General features: G+C 46.5%; 19 protein-coding genes. 17 read left to right on the top strand and 2 right to left on the bottom strand.

The annotated features are described in order from the left end of the window. The first annotated feature begins 3 nt into the window (after positions 1–3). The 14 genes from wecB to JMI88_RS03685 all read left to right on the top strand — a co-directional run bounded on the left by wecB (position 4) and on the right by JMI88_RS03685 (position 18,875). On the top strand, positions 4–1,068 hold the full coding sequence (wecB, locus tag JMI88_RS03750) for a non-hydrolyzing UDP-N-acetylglucosamine 2-epimerase (RefSeq protein ID WP_373323759.1): 1,065 nt from the start codon (positions 4–6) through the stop codon (positions 1,066–1,068). 2 nt (positions 1,069–1,070) lie between these two features. Next, positions 1,071–2,399, top strand: coding sequence for a glycosyltransferase family 4 protein (locus tag JMI88_RS03745; protein ID WP_201360394.1), 1,329 nt, complete (start codon positions 1,071–1,073; stop codon positions 2,397–2,399). Positions 2,400–2,417: 18 nt separating this feature from the next. Continuing rightward, the gene (locus JMI88_RS03740) at positions 2,418–3,113 is read left to right on the top strand and encodes a sugar transferase (RefSeq protein WP_201360393.1); all 696 of its coding nucleotides are present in this window, start codon (positions 2,418–2,420) and stop codon (positions 3,111–3,113) included. After that, positions 3,103–4,302: a DegT/DnrJ/EryC1/StrS family aminotransferase gene (locus tag JMI88_RS03735; protein ID WP_201360392.1), complete on the top strand. Its 1,200-nt coding sequence runs from the start codon at positions 3,103–3,105 to the stop codon at positions 4,300–4,302. The genes JMI88_RS03740 and JMI88_RS03735 overlap by 11 nt, the downstream gene beginning before the upstream one ends. A 164-nt stretch (positions 4,303–4,466) precedes the next feature. After that, positions 4,467–5,465, top strand: coding sequence for a polysaccharide biosynthesis protein (locus JMI88_RS03730; RefSeq protein WP_201360391.1), 999 nt, complete (start codon positions 4,467–4,469; stop codon positions 5,463–5,465). Positions 5,466–5,535: 70 nt separating this feature from the next. Beyond that, positions 5,536–7,299: a tyrosine-protein kinase domain-containing protein gene (locus tag JMI88_RS03725; protein ID WP_201360390.1), complete on the top strand. Its 1,764-nt coding sequence runs from the start codon at positions 5,536–5,538 to the stop codon at positions 7,297–7,299. A 13-nt stretch (positions 7,300–7,312) separates the two neighbouring features. Next, positions 7,313–9,298: a DUF4012 domain-containing protein gene (locus tag JMI88_RS03720; RefSeq protein WP_201360389.1), complete on the top strand. Its 1,986-nt coding sequence runs from the start codon at positions 7,313–7,315 to the stop codon at positions 9,296–9,298. A gap of 126 nt (positions 9,299–9,424) precedes the next feature. Next, entirely contained in the window at positions 9,425–10,942 is a 1,518-nt protein-coding gene (locus JMI88_RS03715) for an O-antigen ligase family protein (RefSeq protein ID WP_201360388.1), read from the top strand. Then, positions 10,923–12,434: a lipopolysaccharide biosynthesis protein gene (locus JMI88_RS03710; RefSeq protein ID WP_201360387.1), complete on the top strand. Its 1,512-nt coding sequence runs from the start codon at positions 10,923–10,925 to the stop codon at positions 12,432–12,434. Before JMI88_RS03715 ends, JMI88_RS03710 begins: the two co-directional genes overlap by 20 nt. A gap of 44 nt (positions 12,435–12,478) precedes the next feature. Beyond that, a complete protein-coding gene (locus JMI88_RS03705; RefSeq protein WP_201360386.1) occupies positions 12,479–13,501 on the top strand; it encodes a glycosyltransferase in 1,023 nt (340 codons plus the stop codon). A 28-nt stretch (positions 13,502–13,529) separates the two neighbouring features. Further along, entirely contained in the window at positions 13,530–14,318 is a 789-nt protein-coding gene (locus JMI88_RS03700) for a class I SAM-dependent methyltransferase (protein WP_201360385.1), read from the top strand. Further along, the gene (locus tag JMI88_RS03695) at positions 14,299–16,494 is read left to right on the top strand and encodes a glycosyltransferase (protein ID WP_201360384.1); all 2,196 of its coding nucleotides are present in this window, start codon (positions 14,299–14,301) and stop codon (positions 16,492–16,494) included. The genes JMI88_RS03700 and JMI88_RS03695 overlap by 20 nt, the downstream gene beginning before the upstream one ends. 224 nt (positions 16,495–16,718) lie before the next feature. Beyond that, positions 16,719–17,561, top strand: coding sequence for a class I SAM-dependent methyltransferase (locus JMI88_RS03690; protein WP_201360383.1), 843 nt, complete (start codon positions 16,719–16,721; stop codon positions 17,559–17,561). Between the two features lie 132 nt (positions 17,562–17,693). Beyond that, positions 17,694–18,875 (top strand): glycosyltransferase, encoded by a 1,182-nt coding sequence (locus tag JMI88_RS03685; protein ID WP_201360382.1) that lies wholly within the window; start codon positions 17,694–17,696, stop codon positions 18,873–18,875. 67 nt (positions 18,876–18,942) lie between these two features. Here the strand turns inward: JMI88_RS03685 and JMI88_RS03680 are convergent, their stop codons facing one another. Next, on the bottom strand, positions 18,943–20,049 hold the full coding sequence (locus JMI88_RS03680) for a hypothetical protein (RefSeq protein ID WP_201360381.1): 1,107 nt from the start codon (positions 20,047–20,049) through the stop codon (positions 18,943–18,945). 497 nt (positions 20,050–20,546) lie between these two features. Between JMI88_RS03680 and JMI88_RS03675 the strand changes: the two genes are divergently transcribed. Then, the gene (locus tag JMI88_RS03675) at positions 20,547–21,650 is read left to right on the top strand and encodes a glycoside hydrolase family 3 N-terminal domain-containing protein (RefSeq protein ID WP_201360380.1); all 1,104 of its coding nucleotides are present in this window, start codon (positions 20,547–20,549) and stop codon (positions 21,648–21,650) included. Positions 21,651–21,723: 73 nt separating this feature from the next. After that, on the top strand, positions 21,724–22,008 hold the full coding sequence (locus tag JMI88_RS03670; protein ID WP_201360379.1) for a transposase: 285 nt from the start codon (positions 21,724–21,726) through the stop codon (positions 22,006–22,008). On the opposite strand, the gene JMI88_RS03665 is transcribed toward JMI88_RS03670, so the two are convergent. Beyond that, on the bottom strand, positions 22,005–22,259 hold the full coding sequence (locus JMI88_RS03665) for a hypothetical protein (protein WP_201360681.1): 255 nt from the start codon (positions 22,257–22,259) through the stop codon (positions 22,005–22,007). The genes JMI88_RS03670 and JMI88_RS03665 overlap by 4 nt on opposite strands. On the opposite strand from JMI88_RS03665, the gene JMI88_RS40560 reads away from it, so the two are divergent. After that, positions 22,155–22,415, top strand: coding sequence for an IS3 family transposase (locus JMI88_RS40560; protein WP_201360378.1), 261 nt, complete (start codon positions 22,155–22,157; stop codon positions 22,413–22,415). The two genes, JMI88_RS03665 and JMI88_RS40560, sit on opposite strands and share 105 nt — an antisense overlap. Positions 22,416–22,448 lie beyond the last annotated feature (33 nt).

The raw sequence follows: 22,448 nt of genomic DNA, 5'->3' as shown, positions 1-22,448 counted from the left end.
AAGTTGCGCTTTGCTTCTATTGTGGGAGCACGACCACAATTTATAAAAATCGCGCCTGTAAGTGCGCTCTTACGACAACATCATGAAGAGGTAGTAATCCACACAGGACAACATTATGATTATATGCTCTCAGCGCACTTCTTCAAGGAGCTGTCAATTCCTGAACCAGACTATTTTCTGGAATGTGGCTCAGGTACTCATGGAGCACAAACGGCTAGAATGCTGGCTGCTATTGAGCAGGTGCTTATGAAAGAGCAGGTTGATTGGGTCCTTGTCTATGGTGACACCAATTCTACATTGGCTGCTGCGCTCGCTGCTACCAAATTACATATTCCAATCGCACATGTGGAGGCAGGTCTGCGTAGTTTTAATCGCACTATGCCTGAGGAGGTCAATCGCATTGTCACCGATCATATCTCGGATCGATTGTTCTGTCCTACAGAGACAGCACACAAGCAACTATTGGCGGAGGGCATTACACAGGGAGTAAGCGTTGTAGGCGATGTGATGTACGATACCCTTTTGCATGTCCAGCCCAGATTGGCTGATCAGGCACATATGCTTTTAGCGACATTGGGCCTTACTCCACACAACTATATCTTAACAACCGTCCATCGTGCTGCCAATACCGATGATGCCGCAACTATGCAGGCCATTGCATATGCACTCAATAAGTTAGAGATGCCTGTGCTTTTCCCAGTGCATCCGCGCACGAAAGCATGCCTGCACCGCTATCATATCCAGTGGGAACCCTTTGTGCAATTGATTGAACCCGTGGGGTACTTAGATATGCTCGCCCTGCAATACGCGGCATATCGCATTCTTACGGATTCTGGCGGTATACAAAAGGAGGCTTTTTTACTGGGTGTACCATGCGTTACGCTGCGTGAAGAAACGGAATGGATTGAAACGGTCCAGAGTGGTTGGAATATACTGGCTGGCTCCAATTGGCAGAATATTCTCAATGCAGTTGCCAGACCAAAACCACAACCACCACAGTCTAATCCGTTTGGACGAGGCGATGCGGCAAGACGCATCGTGCAAAGCTGGCAAAGAAGAGGAGAATAACCATGACACATATCCTCTTTGTCACTCCATATTATCCACCAGAAATAACGCCACCTGCGATACGTATCCGTGAGATGGCGATGCAACTTGTGAAGTTAGAATATCAGGTGACTGTGCTCACGACGTTTCCCAATTTCCCATCCGGCATTGTCTCACCAGACTATCGTGGTCATAGGATCTTACAGGAGCAAAGGGATGGTCTACGTATTATTCGTGTGTGGAGTTATATACGCCCGAACAAAGGTTTCTTGCGCCGCATCCTGTCTCAATTCTCTTTCGGTTGTCTGGCCCCATTCTTTGGTATGAAGGCCGTCGGACAACCAGATGTGATTATTGTTGAGTCTCCACCGTTATTCAATGCAATTGCGGGACGTATTTTAGCCTGGCGCAAGCAGTGTCCTTTCATTTTCACAGTTGCCGATCTCTGGCCTGAGGTTGCGGTGCAAATGGGCATGCTACGTAATCGTTTCTTGATCCGTCTTGCTGAATGGCTGGAATGGTCAACCTATCGACGTGCAGCTCTTGTCTGGGTTGTCACGCAGGGACTGCGTAATATCCTCATTGAACGAGGATTGCCTGCAAACCATATCTTTGTTTTGACAAATGGAGTGGACTGTACAAAGTTTCATCCTCTACCACAAGCACAGGCCCAGACGGAACTCGGTTGGGACGATCGTTTCACAGTGTTATATGCTGGAAGTCACGGACCATCACATGGCCTGAGCGTTGTGCTTGATACTGCAGAGCACTTGCTTGAGCACAAGGATATTCGTTTTGTGCTCGCGGGTAATGGTGCGGAAAAGGAAGAACTGGTAACTGAAGCACAAAGACGAGGGCTCCACAATATTGTGTTTCTCGAGCCTCAACCACATGATCGTATACCACTTCTTTTAGCAGCCTCTGATGCATGTCTGGCACTTGCCCACAAGGCAATTTTATTTCAAGGTGTGCTTCCCGCGAAGATGTATGAAGCCATGGCCTGTGCCCGCCCCATTGTTCTTGCCGTTGACGGCGAAGCATGCAAGATCGCTGTACACGACGCGGGTTCCGCTATTTATGCGAAACCAGAGAATCCTGTTTCTTTTGCCTCAGCCATTCTCTTCCTACGTGACCATCCGGAGGAGGCTGCACGCTTAGGAGAGCAGGGACGCACATTTGTCGAAAAACGTTTTGATCATAGACTCCTGGCAGCAACTCTTGATCACTATATCAAGGCTCTGCTGCATAAAGATAAGACAAACGCAATACCATCCGTTCCAGATAAGGACGATGATACGCCTGTAACTCTGGAAGAGAGCCCGCAACCATTGGCAGACAAGAAAAATTTGTAGCAAGGAGAACTCTACACTATGAAGCCCAGGATGCAACAGATTGTATCAGTAGACGATCCTGTAGACGTTGGAAATGCCCGGTATGAAACGCCAGAGATGCATCAATGCGAGAAAACTTTTTTTTCTTCTTGCTATCCATGTTGGTCCCTTGCCCTGAACTTGACCTTTGGATTCTCTGTTTCGATCATACTCCTCCTGGTTTTGCCTGTCCTGGCCTTGTTGATCTTTCTCGATTCCCGAGGCCCCATTTTTTATACGCAGGAACGATTGGGATATCGGGGATCGACGTTCCATATGTATAAGTTCCGTACAATGCATATTGAGACAGGACAGACAAAACAGCTTACATGGACCACACCAAATGACCCAAGAATTACACGTGTCGGACGATTGCTACGCGCAACTCACCTGGATGAGTTACCCCAGGCATTCAATATTCTCCTGGGCAATATGAGTCTGATAGGACCGCGACCCGAGGTACCAGCATTCGCAACGAAGCTTGAGCAAACGCTCCCAGAGTATCGTTCTCGCTTAAATGTGAAACCCGGGCTCACCGGATGGGCACAGATCATGTATCACTACGGTGATACACTCCAGGATGAGCAGATCAAGTTGCACTATGATCTTTACTATATCGCCCATCAATCATGCCGACTAGATGTTCAAATTCTTTTCAAAACGGTAGGAGAGGTGTTATCTGGACATGGAAGATAAAAACGTTTTACAAACACTTCTGGGCCGCAAGCGTAAAACCTTCCTTCCGTTCGCTGTCCCCCACATCACTCAAGCAGAAATCGATGAGGTTGTGGATACCTTGCATTCAGGATGGTTAACAACTGGAGCCAAAACCAAGCGTTTTGAAAGTGAGTTTGCCCGCTTCGTGAACGCTCCCTACGCAGTTGCGGTAAACTCTGCTACAGCTGCCATGCACCTGGCCCTCGATGCATTGGGAGTGGGTGAACATGATGAAGTTATCGTCCCGGTCTATACCTTTACTGCAACGGCTGAAGTGGTCGTGTATTGTCGCGCACGGCCAGTCTTTGTAGATGTTGATCCTGTTACTTGTAACCTTGATCCAGCTCAACTTGAACAACATATTACACCACGAACCCGGGCGATTATCGTCGTCCATATTGCGGGACTACCCGCTGAGATGGATGAAATTCTTACCATTGCACAGGCACATGCTTTGCCCGTGATCGAAGATGCAGCACATGCTTTCCCCGCTACTTATCGAGGACAGATGGTTGGCTCGATCAGTGATATGACGGCATTTAGCTTCTATGCAACGAAAACGCTCTCAACAGGAGAAGGAGGTATGCTCACTACAGCCAATTCTGATTATGCACAACGTGCCTCGATGATGGCGCTTCATGGCATTAGCCGTGATGCCTGGAAGCGCTACAAGTCCGAGGGGTCCTGGTACTATGAGGTGTTACAGGCCGGGTATAAATATAATATGACAGACATTGCCGCATCGCTAGGACTGCACCAACTGGCACGCAGCCAATGGCTCCTGCAACGACGACGGGCAATTGCGCAGCGCTATACAGAAGCTTTTTCACAGTGGCCCGAGCTCGAAACACCCCCCAATCCTGCACATGTTGAGCACGCCTGGCATCTCTACATTCTACGACTACAATTAGAACGTCTTGCGATCACACGTGACGCTTTTATTCAGGCACTTACGGAAGCCAGGATCGGCGCCAGTGTCCACTTTATCCCGCTTCATCTCCATCCTTTCTACCGCGATTCCTATCATCTGGCTCCGCATGACTTTCCGGTAGCCTTTCAGACGTATCAACGCGCGATATCCCTACCTTTGTATCCTGGTATGACAGATGAGGATGTCGACGATGTGATCTTTGCAATAGAACAGATTGTTACAACATACAAAAAGTGAGTACGATTGCAATGAAAAACGCTTTTACCTGTGCACATGACGGTACGCTATACGCAGGTCAAGGGCATGCACACATGATTGACCTGGCCGCATTGCTCGATAGGGAGATACATTCCTTCCAAACTCAAACTTCTTTTCCCTTTCTCAAGGATCGCATCATCCTTGTGACAGGTGCCGCAGGGTCAATTGGCTCCGAATTATGCCGCCAATTGCTCGATCATCAACCTGCTCTTGTTGTTGGCCTGGACATCAACGAAACAGGGTTATTTGACCTCGCGGAAAGTTTGCATACGCATCCATATGGACACCATTTCCTGCCAAACATAGGCGATATTATGGATAAACCGAGTATGGAGCACCTCTTCTCAAGTATACATCCTCAAATTGTGTTTCATGTCGCGGCTTATAAACATGTCCCCCTTCTCGAACAACATCCCAAACAGGCGATTCGTACTAATGCACTTGGAACATACTATCTATGCCTCCTGGCTCAGAAATATAAAATCGTCAATTTTATTTTTGTCTCAACGGATAAAGCTGTCAGGCCCGCCTGCGTTATGGGCGCGTCTAAACGTTTCGGAGAACTGGTTATCCGTTCATCAGCAGATCTGGAAGTGTCCGAGACCTGTTTCTGCTCAGTACGCTTTGGCAATGTCCTTGGCACTCGCGGGAGTGTTGTCCCGACGTTTATCCGACAGATTGCACAGGGAGGTCCTGTTACCATAACAGATCCCCAGGCAACCCGCTACTTTATGACCTGTACCGAGGCCTGTGGCATGGTTATCCTTACGGCAGCATTGGCCGAACCTGGCAATATCTACCTGCTCGATATGGGAAAACCTATACGCATTGTAGATCTTGCCTGGAAAATGATCCATTCACAAGGATTGAAGGTGGATATGGATATTCCTATCGTCTATACCGGCCTGCGACCCGGCGAACGCCTTCACGAATTGCTGGTTGCTCCCGATGAGGAACTTATAAGTACGCGATACGATAAAATCTTCTGCATTACCTGCAGAGATCCTGCTCCTTCCTTTACAGCGATCGCTCAATGGGTACAGATACTAGAAAAGGGCTTGCTCGATGAAAGCGATGAACAACTACGTCACCATCTCTTCTCATGTATTTATCAGTATAATGAGATAGGAGTGCGCAGATGATTATCTGGCATAATTCATATGATTACTATAAATGATGTGCAATATTTTTTAGGAGAAGGAAAGGTAAAATATGACGCTTGAGCGTTCCTTGGTCATACTGACCAAGCAATGGAAACTTATCATCGCCTGTATGGTGTGTGTAGGACTGGGAGCCTATATCACAAGTCATCTAGCCACACCAATTTATCAATCAAGTGTACTCATACGAGTTGTTATTCAGTCAACAAGCACTTCATCTGATTATAATAATCTGCTTGCCAGTGATCAGCTCGTGCAAACGGAATCTCAGCTCGCAACAAGTGATCCGGTATTGCGCAAGACTGCCTCACACTATCCAGGCCTGAGCGTCGAACAACTCGCTAGAGCAACTACGGCTATACCCAGGCTTAATACACAACTGTTTGATATTACGGTAAAAAATATGAATCCATACAGGGCGGCAGAACTGGCAAATACTATTGCAGAGAGCCTGATAGAACAACAGGTACAAGAGAACCAGCAAGATCATCATCACTCTCAGCAGCAAATTCAAAAAGAAGTTGATACGACCAGTGCAACTATTGACAAGACATCAAGAAAATTGCTACACCTCCAGCAACAACTTGCCACTCTGGGAAACAATTCACCATCTCAAGCAATGAGCTTGCAAATGCAAATTACCAGCTTGCAAGATCAGCTGAACAGGTTACAGGAGCACTATAGTCAATGGCAAACGATGTTATTGCAACTTAATATGAACCAGGCACAAAATAGCGATTTCCTTCGCATTGCTCAACCCGCCCAGCCTGCGAGCCATCCTGTGCAACCTCAGATTCTGCTGAATACACTCGCGGGTATTGCAGCAGGCCTGTCACTCGGACTCTTGTTTGCAGTGCTCATTGAACAGTTTGATACTCGTGTCCGCACGACTGAAGATATCGCGAGCATACTCGAATACCCGGCTCTAGGAACAATCTGGCGCGTCGATACCACAAAGGGTAAACAAGAGTCTGTGGTGAATCCAAAGATAAACAGTGCCAGCGCTGAGGCATATCGCATGCTGCGAACAAATATCGGTTTTTCAGCAGTCAACAAGCCATTACATTCATTGGTCGTAACGAGTGCTATGCCAAATGATGGGAAAAGCACTATTGCCGCCAACCTTGCTATTTTTATGGCCAGGGTGGGAAAGAAAACACTCCTCGTTGACGCAGACTTACATCATCCCACACAACATGATAAGTTTTTAATAGCCGCCAGGACAAAAGGACTCAGTGATGCTATTGTGGCATGCTCTCACTATCAGCTCCCAGCATTACCATCATCTTCCCCATCTGAACATTCCAGCCTCTCATTGGAGACATATGTGTATTCCGTAGATATTCCTAATCTTCACATAATGCCCGCAGGGACACTCCCCCCCAACCCCTCAGAATTACTCGATTCGAAAGCTATGAATCATTTTCTAACGATACTCACTCATAGCGGCTTTGAAATGGTTATCTTTGACACACCACCTCTGTTGGGTCTGGTAGATGCAAATATTCTGACAGCAAAAGTTGACGGTACCCTGATCGTCGCGGATATCACACGCGTTAAAAAGAAATATCTCCAACGCGCAAAAACACAACTTATGCAATCAGGTGCCCGCATCCTTGGTTATGTAGTCAATAAGCAACAGTATAATCACCACGACGCACCCTACGCCTACTACTATAATCACGATGCTGATGAGGATCAGGAGGCAATACAACTTCAAAATGAGCACAGCTCTACCACTTCTGCTTCATCGCCACCCTTAACGCAGATTGGACAAAAAATCACACAAAATAACGCATCTCCAAATGGAAAGTGAAAGAGGGAAGAAGATGGAACAGGCAAAAATGGGAGATGCGCAACCAGTTCAATTGCAACTACCCCCTCGGAATCGCACGCCATTTCGCACAAAAACTCTGCTGCTTGGCTTTCTGCTCTTCGTCATGTGCAGTACTATATTATTAGGTCTGGTATACAGAATAGGTACGACTCGCTATCACTACGATCTGCTTTTAGCAAAAGAAGGTATGCAGCATCTCTTACAGGGTAAAGAACACTTACTCACGTTAGCGCAACACTCTCCGGATGCTCACACTGTGGCCGAGGCCCAACAAGAATTCGCCCAGGCATTGGAAACATTTACCCGGCTAGAAATGGACCTGAAATTTGTACCAGGCGTTATGAGCTATCTGCCGTGGTATGGGCAGCGTCTCCATACCGCTCTCCATCTTGTTCCTCTTGCACTCGCGCTTTCCCAGGCCGGCATGGCAAGCTGTGATATTTTGAATGTGCTCATAGCTCGTTTGCATGATCCCTTTGATGATCAATCACACGGACTCATGGCGACCGATATACCTATTTTTATGCAAAATGCTCATATTATACAGACATCACTTTCAAAAGCTGTCGATGAGGTCGATCAACTGCAATTATCTGATATACAAGATTCACATGTGCAGAACCTGATACATATGGCTCACAGCGATCTTCCAAAGCTCCAAAAATGGCTGAGTGGTTTGTCGAACATAGTGTCGATTTCACCCGTACTCCTTGGTATTGGTACACCAACCAATTATCTTATCGAGGTCCTCGATTCAACAGAATTACGGCCTGGCGGTGGTTTCATCGGCAACTATGGGACTATGACCCTATCGGAAGGACGGCTAGCCTCTGCCTATATTACCGATACTGATTTGCTCGATCGTCCATTTTATACTTCTGGAAGAGGCATACCATTTCCACCGGCTTATCGCTGGTTTGATATAGCACGCGGCAATTGGGGACTCCGCGACTCCAATCTCGATGCCGATTTCCCAACAAATGCTCGGTATGCTGAGTCAATCTATGTGCGTGAAGGCGGTAATGTTCCCCTCCAGGGTGTTATCGCCCTCACTCCTTCGTTCATCCAACGTGCACTTGTTATCACCGGACCAATTACTCTTCCCGAGTACCATGAGAAGGTGAGTGCCCAGAACTTGGTTGAACGTATTCATTATCATCAGCTCGGTCGGGGTGGTGAAGGACCAGACTATATTGCCTCACCAGACGGCTATTCCTCACTGCGCAAACACTTTATTGCGCTGCTGGCAAAACATTTTCTTGCTCGCGTTCACCAGGTAGCAGCATCTCACGCTTTTCAGTTTTTACAACTCCTGGCCGATGCTCTACAGACAAAGGACATGCAGCTCTACTTCAACAATCCAGACGCTGAAATACAACTCCATAACAAGTATCTTGACGCAGCAATTCAAACTCCACCAGGTGATGATCTCTTCGTTGTGGACGCCAATATTGCCTCCAATAAAGCAAATAATGCGATCAAAAGTACGTTAACTGATAACGTGACTATTGATACGGATGGCAATGCTACTCACCATGCTACGCTTCACTACGCCTGGCTGGGATCAAATCAAAATTATGGCTTCCCACTTTATCGAGATTATGTACGTGTATATGTGCCCAAAGAAAGTATCCTTCAGACACTTACTGGTTGGCAACAACGTGGTCATAGTCAAGCCTTTGGGCATGAGGTATGGGCAGGCTTTTTCACACTCGCCAACGACCAGACCCACACGATTACTCTTATCTGGCATGTGCCTCACGCAGCTACACACAATGAACATGGTTGGCAATATCACACCTTGATCCAAAAACAGGCGGGAGTAGTATGGATGACCCATGTACAGGTAAGGCTGCCATCCTGTGCAACGCTGAGGGATGTGTCAGGAGGAAGCAAAACTCCCCATAGACAAACTGTCATTCTCAATCGTCCTCTGACGGAAAATATTTCTTTAGACATAAACTATATATGCTCCTGAAATACAGTCATTATATGAATTTAATACAATTAAGTTCATATATAACAAAATCTACACGGCTACCTATCTATAACATTATTTACACGAAAGGACCACAGAATGCTCAGTAGGAATTCACGAGAGATCATGGACGACAGATATAAAGTAGACAGAAAATGGTTCCCCATCTTCCTCATTATTGTAGGGTCTACGAGTGTCACACTGCTAGGAATACTATTAGGCATATCAGGTTCTTATGCTTCTGCAATTGTCATCGGAATATGCGCAATGGCCATCATCTTTCTACTACGACAAGATGAACTGGCTGCTGTGTACATCCTCGCAATTCACCTGTATGTTGATTGGTACCTGGGCCTGGGAGTTATCGCTCTCCCACTGGCTTGTGCCTTGCTCGTAAGTATCTTCCTGAGGCGGTCTCCAGAACATTGCTGGCAAGCACCACGTCACTTATGGCTCTGGGGACTATTTCTACTGCTTTCCATTTTTCCTGCGCTGCATGGCATATCTCTAGGAGATACACTTTTTTATTATTTCAATATTATTGCGGGCGCTCTTTTAATGTTCTGGTTAGGCATTGTTATCGTCTGGAATACAGCAAACTTGAAACGCGTTATAGATTTCCTGTCAGCTTTAGGCACACTCGTCGCTATCCATGCAATCATTCAAGCAACTACAGGTTACACGCTATTCGCTACAGATCGCTTTGATAGTTATTTTGCGACAATATCAGACTATATAATCGCAGATACCCTTCATCGTACAGGATCTTTTTTGATCAATCCTGATTCGAGTGGCAGTTTTTTCGCTATGATGCTCCTGCTCCCTCTGGGCTTATTTAGTAGAAATGCTTCCATGATGAAAAAAATCTTCTATTCTACGCAAATTGTGATTATAACCATAGCATTACTCTTCAGCTATAGCACAGGTGGGTGGGCCGCTGCGGGCGTAGGTCTCTTTGTCTTCATCGTTTTGATCAAACAGACGCGTTATCGCTTGCACATCATTATGTTCTCCATCATCATTGGACTCATTATCCTCTGTTTATTTCCACAGCAGTTGTCTGTTCAGATTCAACATGCAAGTACTCCAAGTGAATTGTTACTACGTCAAGGAGCCTGGAAAACAGGCATACAAGTAATTCGAGCCTTTCCTCTCACTGGCGTGGGATTGGGCCGCTATGTCTATATAATTCGTGCTGAACCGTATCGCGTAATTGAGCAATATAGGCCATTAACACATCCGCACAACTCCTATCTTGAATTGGCTGCATTGGCTGGTATCCCTTTACTGGTGATATTTGTTGCTCTACTGGTCATTCCTCTATGGTCGGCTCTATACAATTGGATACATACTGATATAAAACAATGTCCCCAACTTAGTGGCGGTATAGCCGCTATTGTCGCATTGAGCTTTAATAGCTTCGTCATAAGTGGTTGGACCCTTGCTCCTCTGGCCGCGATTGGTTGGTTTCTCCTCGGCTGCATTTCATCTCCACTACTCTTGAAGGCTCAATCCCACGAAGCAGCAAACGAACAAACTCAATGGGCACATTCTGAACAAGGAGGCACGACTATTTCAGATACAGAAGAAAACAACTGGAAAAGAATATTCAAGGAAGGCGACAATGGATTTGTTAAAAAGTAAGCTGAATAGAAAAAATAATACGCAATTGCTCACTAAAAAGTTGCACTATGTAGGTGCTTCTATCGATAGGCAGTTTCCCTCTCTCAGCAAACTGATCCAAAATTCAGGCGCCTACGCTCTGTCTTCTATTATAACGCCTTTTATTTCTCTTGCGCTTGCACCATTTTTAACACATAACCTTTCTTCTTCCGAGTATGGCATTCTTACACTTCTGAATACCATCCTTAGCTTAGGAGCGAGTGTCACACAACTAGGTTTAAGTACGGCCTTTTTTCGCGCCTATAACTATGATTACTCACATCATGATGATAAGCGTGATGTTGTTGCAACATTAACTTTACTTCTCTTTATCGTCTCTCTCTTAGCGACGTTAGGAACCCTCAGTACATCTTCCTTCCTGGCTCGCTTCTTACTGGGTCATTCATCACTCAGTGGGCTGATTGCTATAGGTGGTGGTATCATGTTCGTCCAAAACTTGACCGTACCCGGCTTCTCCTGGTTGCGGGCCGAAAACCGCACACTTTTTTACTCTCTCCTCTCGATTGGCAATCTGTTGATCGCATTACTTGCCAATATCATCCTGGTCGGTTTGCTGCACTGGGGAATCGCCGGCTCTCTCATCGCAACGGCTGGAGGCTATCTTAGTGTCGTCATCTGCACAATCCCTCTCATTCTGTTGCGGGTAGGTATAAAGATTCGTATGGATATCGCACGTAATTTGTTGATGTTCGGCGCACCGCTTATCCTCAATGTTGTTTCATATTGGACACTACAGCTATCGGACCGTTATTTGCTGAGCCGGTACAGTTCGCTCGTAGAGACGGCAAAGTACGGTGTATCCTACAACTTGGGTTCGGCCTTAGCTATCGTCGTTATTACTCCCTTCACGCTGGCCTGGCCGTATACGATGTATGCAACCGCAAAAACAAAAAATGCATCTTATACATTTAAAATTATATTTAGATGGTTTAGTATATTTGTGCTACTCGTATCATTCGCATTCTCATTTATTGGCATATTCCTCCTGAACTGCTTGTTCCCTGTCGTTTATCACTCGGTGGCATATGTCATTCCTATTGTGTCCACTTCCATCGTTTTTTTCGGCATATACAACGTTTTTATGATCGGAGTTAATATAAAGAGAAAAACATGGCTGGGAGGCATATTTACTATGATAGCCGCTATTGTGAATTTCCTCCTGAACATGGTTCTGATTCCACACTATGGAGCACTGGGGGCTGCAATATCAACGCTCGTTGCTTATGTTGTACTTGCTCTGGTTGCTTATATTGTTAATCAACGAATATATCCTATTGCATTTGAGGTCGGACGCTTTGTTGTTGCGTTATTGATTGGTTCTGCTCTTTATGTTGGAAGTGGCTTGATTACTCAACATCAAGGAATGTTTATAACATTGGGAGTCTATGTTAGTGCCCTCTTGTTCTATGCAGGCTTGCTTATCGTTCTGGGGAAAAAACAGTATTCTCAGTAGCAGAGTTTCTTCCTCGAGAGAAGATGCGAGCATAAGGAGATAACATGCGTATTCTTTACATTCACAATATCAATCAGGTTGCAAAAACATTTGCACATGAACTTTCACAGCGAGGCCATACCACCGATGTATATGAACCCGATCTGCGGGGAGCTGGTTCATCACTCCCTATAAAACTCTTGTTGTTGCCCCTGCGCATACTCAATATGAGGCATGCTCTTAGCAATCTTCACATGGCACATTTCGACCTTGTGCATATTCATTGGGCTAGTTATGGAGTGTTTGCTTTATTGAGCAAGATTCCAGTAGTGCTACATTGTCACGGCTCTGATGTGCGGAAACGTTTGTGTCATCCCTTCTTTCGCCCACTGCTGACAACAATTCTACGCCAGGCGACAGCGGTGCTCTGTATCACACCGGATCTGCTCCCGATTGTACGTACAGTGCGTCCAGATGCCTATTTCTCACCGGCACCCGTTGATACGGTGCATTTTGCCCCAGACGACAGGCAAACGGAGCCCGAATCTCACGCATGGACAATCCTCCTTTTTGCTCGTCTCGATGCTGAGAAAGGTTCCTTCATTGCTATTGAAGGGATTACCAGATTTACACAGCGCCATGCAGGTATTCGTGTGCTGCTCCTCGACTGGGGCCCCTTGAGGAAAAAATACAAAGAGCTTTATGCACAACAGTTCGAGTTCGTTCCTCTTGTGCCTCCAAATCAGGTACCACAACTTATTTTGTCTGCACACGCCATCGTTGGTCAGTTCGTGCTGGGCTCTTTAGGCTTATCAGAGCTCCAGGCAATGAGCTGTGCAAAACCAGTGATTTGCTCATTCCTCTATAATGAAGCTTATCCCTCTCCCCCACCTCTCTGCCAGGCCAGTACCGCCGAAGCAATCGATGATCATCTCGAACGCCTCTTCCAACATCCAGAAATAGGGACAGAGTTAGGAAAACAGGCGCGCGAATGGGTGATCTCTTATCATAGCAACAAGGTTCTCTCGGATACTCTTGAAACACTTTATTGCTCCATTTTGCAACATGCAGACACAAAGAAAGACTAAAAATCGAGGAGACTGAAAACGAGAAGAAATGAGAAAACAAACAACACTAGCAATAGAGCTTGCGCGACTGGAAGCTGAGTATACTCAACGTGACGCTACCAATCTCTATGCTCAACGCTACAGCTACTTTAATGAGGCAGCACTCCTTCACATTCATAGTTTAGAGCGCAATCTATTAGCATTACTTCGACGATATACATTTACTTGCCTGACCACGAAAAAGATTCTTGATGTGGGATGTGGGAATGGAAATCATCTACGACGCTTTCTGGACTATGGAGCATTGCCGACAAATCTTTCTGGAATAGATCTGATGAAATCTCGAATCGAGCAGGCAAGGCGCCTTCAGCCAGAGATTGATTGGCGTGTGGGCAGCGCTCACCAATTGCCTTATGCTGATAAGACTTTTGATTTGGTCACAGGATTTGTCGTTTTCAGCTCCATTTTAGATGAATCCCTTCGTCAGCAAATAGCTGATGAGATGTGGAGGGTACGTAAGCCAGATGGCATGATCGTTGTCTATGATTTTACGTACGCGAATCCGCATAATGCGGCAGTACAGCAGGTAAGCCGACACACGATTAAACAACTTTTTGATAAGCCTGGAGCTTGCTTCGATTTCTATAGTGTCACACTAGCACCCCCAGTTTCACGTATCCTGGCACCACGCGTGTATTGGCTCGCCACCATACTCGAGCAGTGTAGACTATTGAACACACATGTGTTATGCGCCATTAGTAGCGATGCGTTACGAAAACAGGAAGGTCAGGGAGAGAAAGTTAAAGGTGTTGATGAATATGTCTCTATGGCAAAATAAAAGCGCATCTACACAGAAAAATGGAGAAGATATACCAACTATCGTCGATGATGTGCAAGATGAACAGTTTGCATCGCATCTTGCTGCTCTGTCATCTTTGCTCACACAATACAATACAATGCTTGATAGAAAGAGCCCTCTGTTCGAGGCGCTGGCTTGCTGGAAATACTATTGGGAAACGGGCGACGAACAGCAATGCGAGCTATTCCTTCATCATGCTCACCAGTTGCTGCCCTATGAGGTATGCATTGGCAATGATGCAGGTGGATGGCCCGTAAGCGTACCACATCCAATATTTCACATCACTGGTTCATGGCTATCTGCACTTATACAGGGTGCTAGCCTCCTGGTACTGATGAGGGCTTATCTACTAACACGCAAGGAACATTTTCTTCAGGTTGCAGAGCGGGTTGTACGAACTTTCGAATACGATATTCTTGATGGAGGTGTCAGCGCACCCATCGGAGGAGACGGGGTATGCTTTGAGGAAGTTGCCGTCTATCCAGCCGCTCATATCCTCGGTGGCTTCCTCTGCGGACTCAGTGCCCTTCATGATTATGTGATATTGACAGGGAATTGTCATATTGAGCAACTCGTCCAGCGTGCTCATACGACCTTGCATCGCTTATACAACGAATTTGATACTGGCTACTGGACTCGTGCCAATCTCCTTCAGTATGATCTGGCTTCTATGGAGCAACATATATTACAGGAAAAATTACTACACTGTTTTGCCGCCTGTGTAGAGTGTAAAGAATGTGCGATGCGCGCTGAACGTTGGGCTGGCTATATCTCGCATCCACTGTCCCGCTTGCGGGTCACACTAATGAACCGATGGATGCACGTCCAACGTGCACTTCTGATGTGTGTGCGTACAATGTTGTTCCCTCACCCCATACGTACTCATGGTTTCCGTGTGGGGATACCGATCACCGCATTTCCTCTCTCTGGCGGTATGCGCACAATAATCACTGATGTCGCTCATGTTATGCAGAAAGACTGGCAGATAGAATATGTGACGAACATTGTTGGATCACACACCGGCGAATATGTAATTTATCGTTTTGGTACGCCATGGACTCACCCATGGCAATTCCCTGCTATCTGGCTTTATTGTCTGGCCGGTGGAAAGAAGTTACTTTCGTTATTGCACCATGATGCAGGTTATCAGCTTTTGTTACCGCAAGATGGCGTATTCTCATCTGCCTTCACTGCACTGGTTGGTAAGTTGGCCGGTGTTCGCGTTGTCGCGATGGATCATGGCAATCTAACCTGGTTGGAAAACGAGGTTTTTCGCGCTGAACGCCTTCGGCAACCAGCAAAGAAATCCTGGTTACGTCCTCGACAATGGCTCGCTCATCTACAATTCACATTCTACTGGTTTTCTCTCAGGCTGCTCGCCAGCATTTCCGCTCGCTATGTTGACCACTTTCTGATACCAGGAGTAGATGGGGATGAGGAAACAGATGCGTGTACGCGCCTGAGCATTGAGTCCAGCCGGATTACACGGTATGCTCCAATGATTGAGCTCAGCTATTACCCCGTACTCGATGATAATGAAAAAGCTCAGAAGAGAAAACAATATGGCATAGCGCCAGACGCTATCATCATTGCACAGGTCTGTCGACTCGCTCCCGAAAAGGGCATAGAGGTTGCATTGGAGGCATTTGACTATATGTTTGCAGATCTTACCCCTGACCACAAAGCACGGGTACAGGTCATCCTGGGTGGCGATGGTCCGTTACGCCAGTATCTGGAAACACAGGTACACAAGCGTGGTTTGAGCCAATCTGTAGCGTTTTGGGGTGATCTTTCGCGGCAGAAAGTCATTGATCTACTGAGTTTAAGTGACATTTCTCTGTATAGTAGCTTACGAGGCGTCGGTATGCCTTTATCCATTCTTGAGGCTATGGCTTCCAGTTGTGCGGTTGTAGCAACGCCAGAACCACTGGCCAATGTAACAATGCTCGCTGATGAGCGTGGGATCATTGTCGCTGCTGGGAATGCATTGCAAACTGGCATGGCGTTAACACGGCTTGTTAGTGACCTGGACCTCTGCCAACGTATGGGACAGGCCGCACGAAACTACGTAGCCCAATATAATAATCCCGTCCAGCTCAGCCGCACGCTGGCACGTGTCACTGGCTGGTCATCATTGGATGACAGACGTTGTTAGCGAAAAATGGGACGGTTAAGGGCGATTGTTCTTAACCTGGAACCTGCCGGTAGTCCGAGCAAGGGAGCGCTCCATAGATGTTAACATAAGCGGTGCTGCTTTTCTCGTTCCGCTTCGGTCCAACAAACAGATGAGGCCCCTTTTGTTACATCAGAGCCGTAATTCCGTAGGGGCGGAGCTCGGCTGCGCCCGCGGTCACCTAAAAAAACTGGAGAAACTATAATATGATAGAACATAAAGAGCCCTTTAATCCACAGGCCTACTGGGAAGATCGTCTGCGTGTACATCCAGATATCACTGGTGTTGGCTACCTGGGTCTTTCTCCCCGGTTTGTCGAGATACAGTACTATTCACGCAAGCTCCAGGTTGAACGAGCCTTACAGCGCATTGGCCTTACAGATCTCTCGAATTGCTCAGTGCTTGATGTCGGGTCTGGCACGGGTATCTGGCTGGACTTCTGGCATCAGCATGGAGCACAACACGTTACGGGTCTGGATTTTGCACAACCTAGCATTCATAGACTCAAGCGCGAGTTTCCTGATGATCTGATTATTCAAGCTGATCTAAGCGTAATACCACTGCCTCTGAACGTCACGACACGTTTTGATATTATTTCAGCATTTGATGTGCTGCTCCATATTGTGGATCCAGATCACCTGCGGCGCGCTATTGCGAATTTAGCAACTCACTGCACTCCAGGCGGCTGGCTGATCATTTTCGATCCTATTACCTGTGATCGAGGATATGTGCCTTCAGTTTCCTATGCAATACATAATAAGGTACGCTCACTTGCTGAATACAGCAAAATATTGACGGAACATGGCTTTGCGATCGAGACAATCCAACCTGCAACGGTATTCCTCAATAATCCACTGGAAGCCACGAGTCATTTAGCCTTTCTGGCCTACAAGGCTTGTTGGAAAATAACCAGAGCATGGGGTCGTTCCAATCGATTGTCTCAACTGATAGGACCATATGCGGTCAAATGGGATCAAATTGCTTGCCATCTCTGCTCCGGTGACTCTGCTCCGACGGCAAAAATTCTACTTGCACGCAAGCTTCATTAGCAATTTCTACGTACATACTGTCAAACGACTATTTCGATTGGAGGATGGCTGGTCTTGGAAAGAAAAACTGAGATAAGTGTTCTAGCACAAGAGCAAAAAACTGACATACGTTGTGTAACGACGAAAGTTTGTATGCATGTCCTGGGAACAGCACGCACCGATGTTCGTGTCATGCGCGAGGCGACTGCCCTCCAGCAAGCAGGAATGGATGTTTCGATCATCGATATCGAACGTGACTCCAGGCGACCATGCCAGGAGGACGTGAACGGTATTCATCTCAAACATATTACCATGCCTGGCTGGTTTATTCCAGCATGGTTTAAGCCATGGTTCCTTATCAAGTTGGCATGGTTGGTGATTCAAGGAACACTGAAACTGATAAACACTCCGACAGATATCTATCATGCCCATGACGATACCGCACTTACCGCCTGCTACCTTGCCGCCAGTATACGTGGCAAGCCACTTGTTTTTGACTCCCATGAATTACCCCTGACAGAGCCAGGTGTCACACGGTGGCGTTTGTTATGCTTCTTCTCTCGCTGGTTGCTTGCACGTATGATGTCTCGCTGTACAGGCATCATTACGGTCTCTCGCCCCATTATGTATGAACTGCACCGACGATATGGTGGCCCCATGGCAACGGTGATTCGCAATATTCTCAGCTTTCAAACCCCTGTTCCTACCAATATGCTACGAGACTATCTTCATCTGAATCCCGATACACGTATAGCCTTGTATCAGGGAAATCTGGATAGCCGTGGACTCGATAAGTTGATTCCTGCTGCCAGGTTTATACATCCCGGCAATGTGATCATCATGATGGGACAGGGCGCTATCCAATCTGATATTGAAAGGCTTATTCTTCGTGAAGATGTCAGCGATCGGGTGAAGATCATTCCTCCCGTTCCGTATACTGAGCTACTGACCTGGACCGCGTCTGCTGATATAGGGCTGGTGGTTTATTCTCCAAGCACCACGTCGACCATCACCCCGAATATCCAGATGTGTTTACCGAACAAACTGTTTGAGTATTTGATGGCGGGTTTACCCGTTCTTGCCTCTTCTCTCGATGCGGTAGCAGATATCATCAGGACATATGACGTTGGACTCATTATATCCTCGCTTGAACCCGAAGAAATTGGCCGGGCAATTAACGAAATGTTAGCGGATCACCAGGCATTGGCTCGCATGCGAGCCAATGCGCTGACGGCGACTCGATATGATTTGAACTGGGAGAGTGAAAGCAGACAACTGATCGATTTTTATGATGCCATCATTGCAACATGCAAAAAGAAATACGTTACTCCATGAGTAGTTTTAGCATGCGCCTATCGCCAAAGAGCGTCGCCCGGCCAAAGGTTCTGCACAGAGAAAGGCATCAATTAGCAATACTGGAAGTCTGCTTCCAGTATTGCTTACATGCTCTTATGCCATTCTGGATACCAATCTCTATCTCACGGCTAGTCATCGGTGATTGTGATAAAGCACCAATTTCAGAGTCGCTCCAGGCATAAAATGCCAGGCCAATGGCACCATGTGCGCAAAAACTCTTACTTTGCATTTCTATATAACTTGAAGTTGGCGCTAATCGGTATCTATTGCTATTGGCTATAAATCCCCCAAAGGCCTGCCCTATACCGATAAATGGCTCTTTGGCTATGTTCCATCCTCTTTGTTGTAAGCTCCTGAATATAACAGGGAGGATGGATGACATTGACCAGTCATACGTTTCGGGGGAGGGAATTTGAGACGCTGCAGATATGGATGTCGCGTAGATATAGAGGCCAACTTCATCACATCCATCGGGAGAAAAGTTATCTGCCAGCCAATCCGCCCAACCAAATGTATGGTTCGCGGTTAGCGTTCCACCAAAGCCACAAATAGCCGGACGATCAGGTGTGAATTGCTGGATCAGGGTGTGGATCTTAATAAGAAGTTGTTTGGCACTTCCTTTGTCCCATGGTACCCAATCGTCAAGTACCCAATACCCTATAATAAGGTGGTTATTTGCGACGTGTTTTAAATGTGCTGCAATAGCTGCAAGAAATGTTTCTTCGCTGCTAAATGTCGAATAGGTATCTTGACTACAATATATGCTTAATGTAGCGGGTGGTGACGTCATTGACCTTGAACGCTGGCACTCGTAGTCATGGAGGTAACTGGCAATAAACCCATCTACGACTTTCATATGCAATGAGTGAAGTTTTTGACCAAGCTCACTATCCTCAGCAGGAGGATCGCCATACTGAAACTCTACTTGAATACCTGTGGCGGCTGCCTTTATTACTTTTTCAGGAGTAATAGCACTAAAGCCACCAATTATATGCGCCTTGTGAAATTTTTTCTCAGGGTATGGCATTGGCCACGGTGACTTTATCCAATGAAACAAGGAGAAGATCAAAAGAATTACGATCAAGATGATGATACCAACCAGGAGAATTCTATAGCGTCGTTGTATAGAGTAGTGATGCTTGTTATTCGTCATCCTGCGATTTCCTCCTCGATGATCCGTAAATCGTCCACATTCTACTTATATTAGTATAAACAAGCGATGCTACTATCTTTTCTGGACTACATATGTATGCCGTTGTCAGCTTGTTGATCCTTCTTTTTTTGCGCTTCACGACAAATCTGAGCAACAACGCATGTTCATCTATATCGCTCTTACCGCAAAAAAGGAATAATTATCTTTTGGTATCATGAGCGATATTTATAATTTTAGCATTTTATCAGTTAATAGTATACTAATATAAAAACAAATATGAGGAGGAGTAAATGTTTATAAAACGAGGCAGGGGAGGTTCAAGGAAATTTACCATCTTTGCACCACCTCAATCACAATCACGGTCAATACGGACGCTGTTGCGTCATCCCAGAAGCCTGGCTTTCATCCTCTTTACCATCATTGTCATGCTTGTGGGCAGTACGAAATTCCTGCCATTCAGTACCACACACTGGTCATGGTTTACAGACTCGAATCCTGTGACAATATCTTCCACTCCCACAAGGCCGAAGCTCTCTGATATTCAACAGAAGAGATATCAACAAATTGCAACGCGCTATGTTTCGCATATGACCATCAATGAAAAATTGGGGCAGCTCTTTATGGTAAGTTACCAGACGCCATCCTATTCTGCCGATCTCGATCATATGCTTGCCCAATTACATGCAGGAGGGGTGATTTTATACCAGCCACAGATCAATACCCGAGAACAAATACAGCAAGACATAACAAAGATGCAACAACGAGCCACACTACCACTGCTTATTGCTACCGATGAAGAAGGAGGATACGTTGACCGCTTAACACATATCTATCCCCCTCGCCTTTCTGCTCTAGCAATCTATCGTACAGGTGACCCCTCAGTAGCCCAACACATGGGACATCAAACGGCGCATGACCTGCTTGCTCTCGGTATTAATACAAACCTCGCACCGGACAGTGATGTTGCATTGGTCAATGGACCAGATCAGATAACACGTACCTTTGGCTTTACAACTCAATCAGTAATTACCTTTGCAGGAGCCTACATGCGAGCACTACAGCAAGACAATGTGATTGCTTGCGTGAAGCATTTTCCTGGACTTGGAGCGGCCACAACTGATGCACACTTTGAATTACCCGTCGTTCACCGCACAAAAGCACAAATCTATGCGACTGAATTAGCTCCATTCCAGACTTTTGTTCAATCCCCTAACGTAAGAGAACGTCCCGGGATGGTAATGTCTACTGATGTCCTCATGCCTGCTATCGATCCACAGTTTCCGGCAGAACTTTCACATATATTTATTACCGATATTCTCCGTCAACAATTTGGTTACAATGGTGTTGTTATTACCGATGCATTATCAATGAACGGCATTTCCAACCACTGGGATATGCTTCAGGCATCTATCCAGGCACTCAAGGCCGGGAATGACATGATCATCGGCATCAATAATCCCATACAAATGGCTCTCACCATTGCAGGCCTCAAATCCGCTCTTCAACAGGAGAGACTCTCACTTACTCAAGTAGATACATCGGTAATACGCATCCTTACACTCAAACTTCAGTATCATCTGTTGCCTCTCGAACTGGAGTGAACCCAAGTGACCAGACCGTAGGTAAAGGAAAAATGTGGTAGGCTTACGAAAGAGTCTGGCAAGGAGAAAACTGATGAACGGAAGGGTTCACACCAGAGAATGTAAACTGGCGATTGCTCGTCAGCTAGCGAACGGAGAAAAGCGACCGGCACAGATTTGTCGAGAGCACAATTTGGCTTCCAGCGTGGTTTCACGCTGGCGCAACGAGTATGAGCAACGTGGAGAAGAGGCGTTTTCGCCTCCATCCAGTTCGGGACCAGCATCCGTTGAAGCCAGAATAGCTGAGTTAGAGCGCTTCTGTGGACAACTGGCTCTGGAGAACGCGCTGTTAAAAAAAGCATTGGGTAAGCTCCCCTAGAGCAGCGGCATGCGGTCATTGAGCAGGCATGCCAGGAGAGACAGCCCATTTCCGTCCGGCGCCTCTGTGAACTGCTCGAAGTCAATCGCGCCTGGTACTATGCCAAAGAGCACCACAGTGGTGATGCCTCCAAGCAGGAAGAAGCGGTGGCCTTGCGCGATGCCATTGAGCGCATCATTTTGGAGTTTGCAGGCTATGGGTATCGACGGCTGACCCGCGCCTTGCAGCGAACCGGATGGAAGGTGCATCATAAGAGAGTGCATCGGATCACGTGTGAGGAGTCGTTGTTATGCCATCTGAAACGACATTTCGTGCACACGACGGACTCACATCATCCCTATCCGATCTATCCGAATCTGGTCAATGGTTGCACGCCCGATGCTCCTGATGTGAGTCTTCGTGGCTGATCCGACCTCTATTCGCTTACGAAGTGAATTTGT

Source organism: Dictyobacter formicarum (genome assembly GCF_016587435.1).
Note: the sequence above shows the minus strand (reverse complement) of the source record. Positions and strands in the feature narration are given on the sequence as shown.

Coding starts and splice junctions, on each gene's coding strand:
- JMI88_RS03710 (WP_201360387.1), top strand. CDS start 10,923: ATGGATTTGTTAAAAAGTAAGCTGAATAGAAAAAATAATACGCAATTG.
- JMI88_RS03690 (WP_201360383.1), top strand. CDS start 16,719: ATGATAGAACATAAAGAGCCCTTTAATCCACAGGCCTACTGGGAAGAT.
- JMI88_RS03740 (WP_201360393.1), top strand. CDS start 2,418: ATGAAGCCCAGGATGCAACAGATTGTATCAGTAGACGATCCTGTAGAC.
- JMI88_RS03680 (WP_201360381.1), bottom strand. CDS start 20,049: ATGACGAATAACAAGCATCACTACTCTATACAACGACGCTATAGAATT.
- JMI88_RS03735 (WP_201360392.1), top strand. CDS start 3,103: ATGGAAGATAAAAACGTTTTACAAACACTTCTGGGCCGCAAGCGTAAA.
- JMI88_RS03715 (WP_201360388.1), top strand. CDS start 9,425: ATGGACGACAGATATAAAGTAGACAGAAAATGGTTCCCCATCTTCCTC.
- JMI88_RS03745 (WP_201360394.1), top strand. CDS start 1,071: ATGACACATATCCTCTTTGTCACTCCATATTATCCACCAGAAATAACG.
- JMI88_RS03705 (WP_201360386.1), top strand. CDS start 12,479: ATGCGTATTCTTTACATTCACAATATCAATCAGGTTGCAAAAACATTT.
- JMI88_RS03665 (WP_201360681.1), bottom strand. CDS start 22,259: ATGATGCACCTTCCATCCGGTTCGCTGCAAGGCGCGGGTCAGCCGTCG.
- JMI88_RS03720 (WP_201360389.1), top strand. CDS start 7,313: ATGGAACAGGCAAAAATGGGAGATGCGCAACCAGTTCAATTGCAACTA.
- JMI88_RS03670 (WP_201360379.1), top strand. CDS start 21,724: ATGAACGGAAGGGTTCACACCAGAGAATGTAAACTGGCGATTGCTCGT.
- JMI88_RS03725 (WP_201360390.1), top strand. CDS start 5,536: ATGACGCTTGAGCGTTCCTTGGTCATACTGACCAAGCAATGGAAACTT.
- JMI88_RS03700 (WP_201360385.1), top strand. CDS start 13,530: ATGAGAAAACAAACAACACTAGCAATAGAGCTTGCGCGACTGGAAGCT.
- JMI88_RS03685 (WP_201360382.1), top strand. CDS start 17,694: ATGCATGTCCTGGGAACAGCACGCACCGATGTTCGTGTCATGCGCGAG.
- JMI88_RS03695 (WP_201360384.1), top strand. CDS start 14,299: ATGTCTCTATGGCAAAATAAAAGCGCATCTACACAGAAAAATGGAGAA.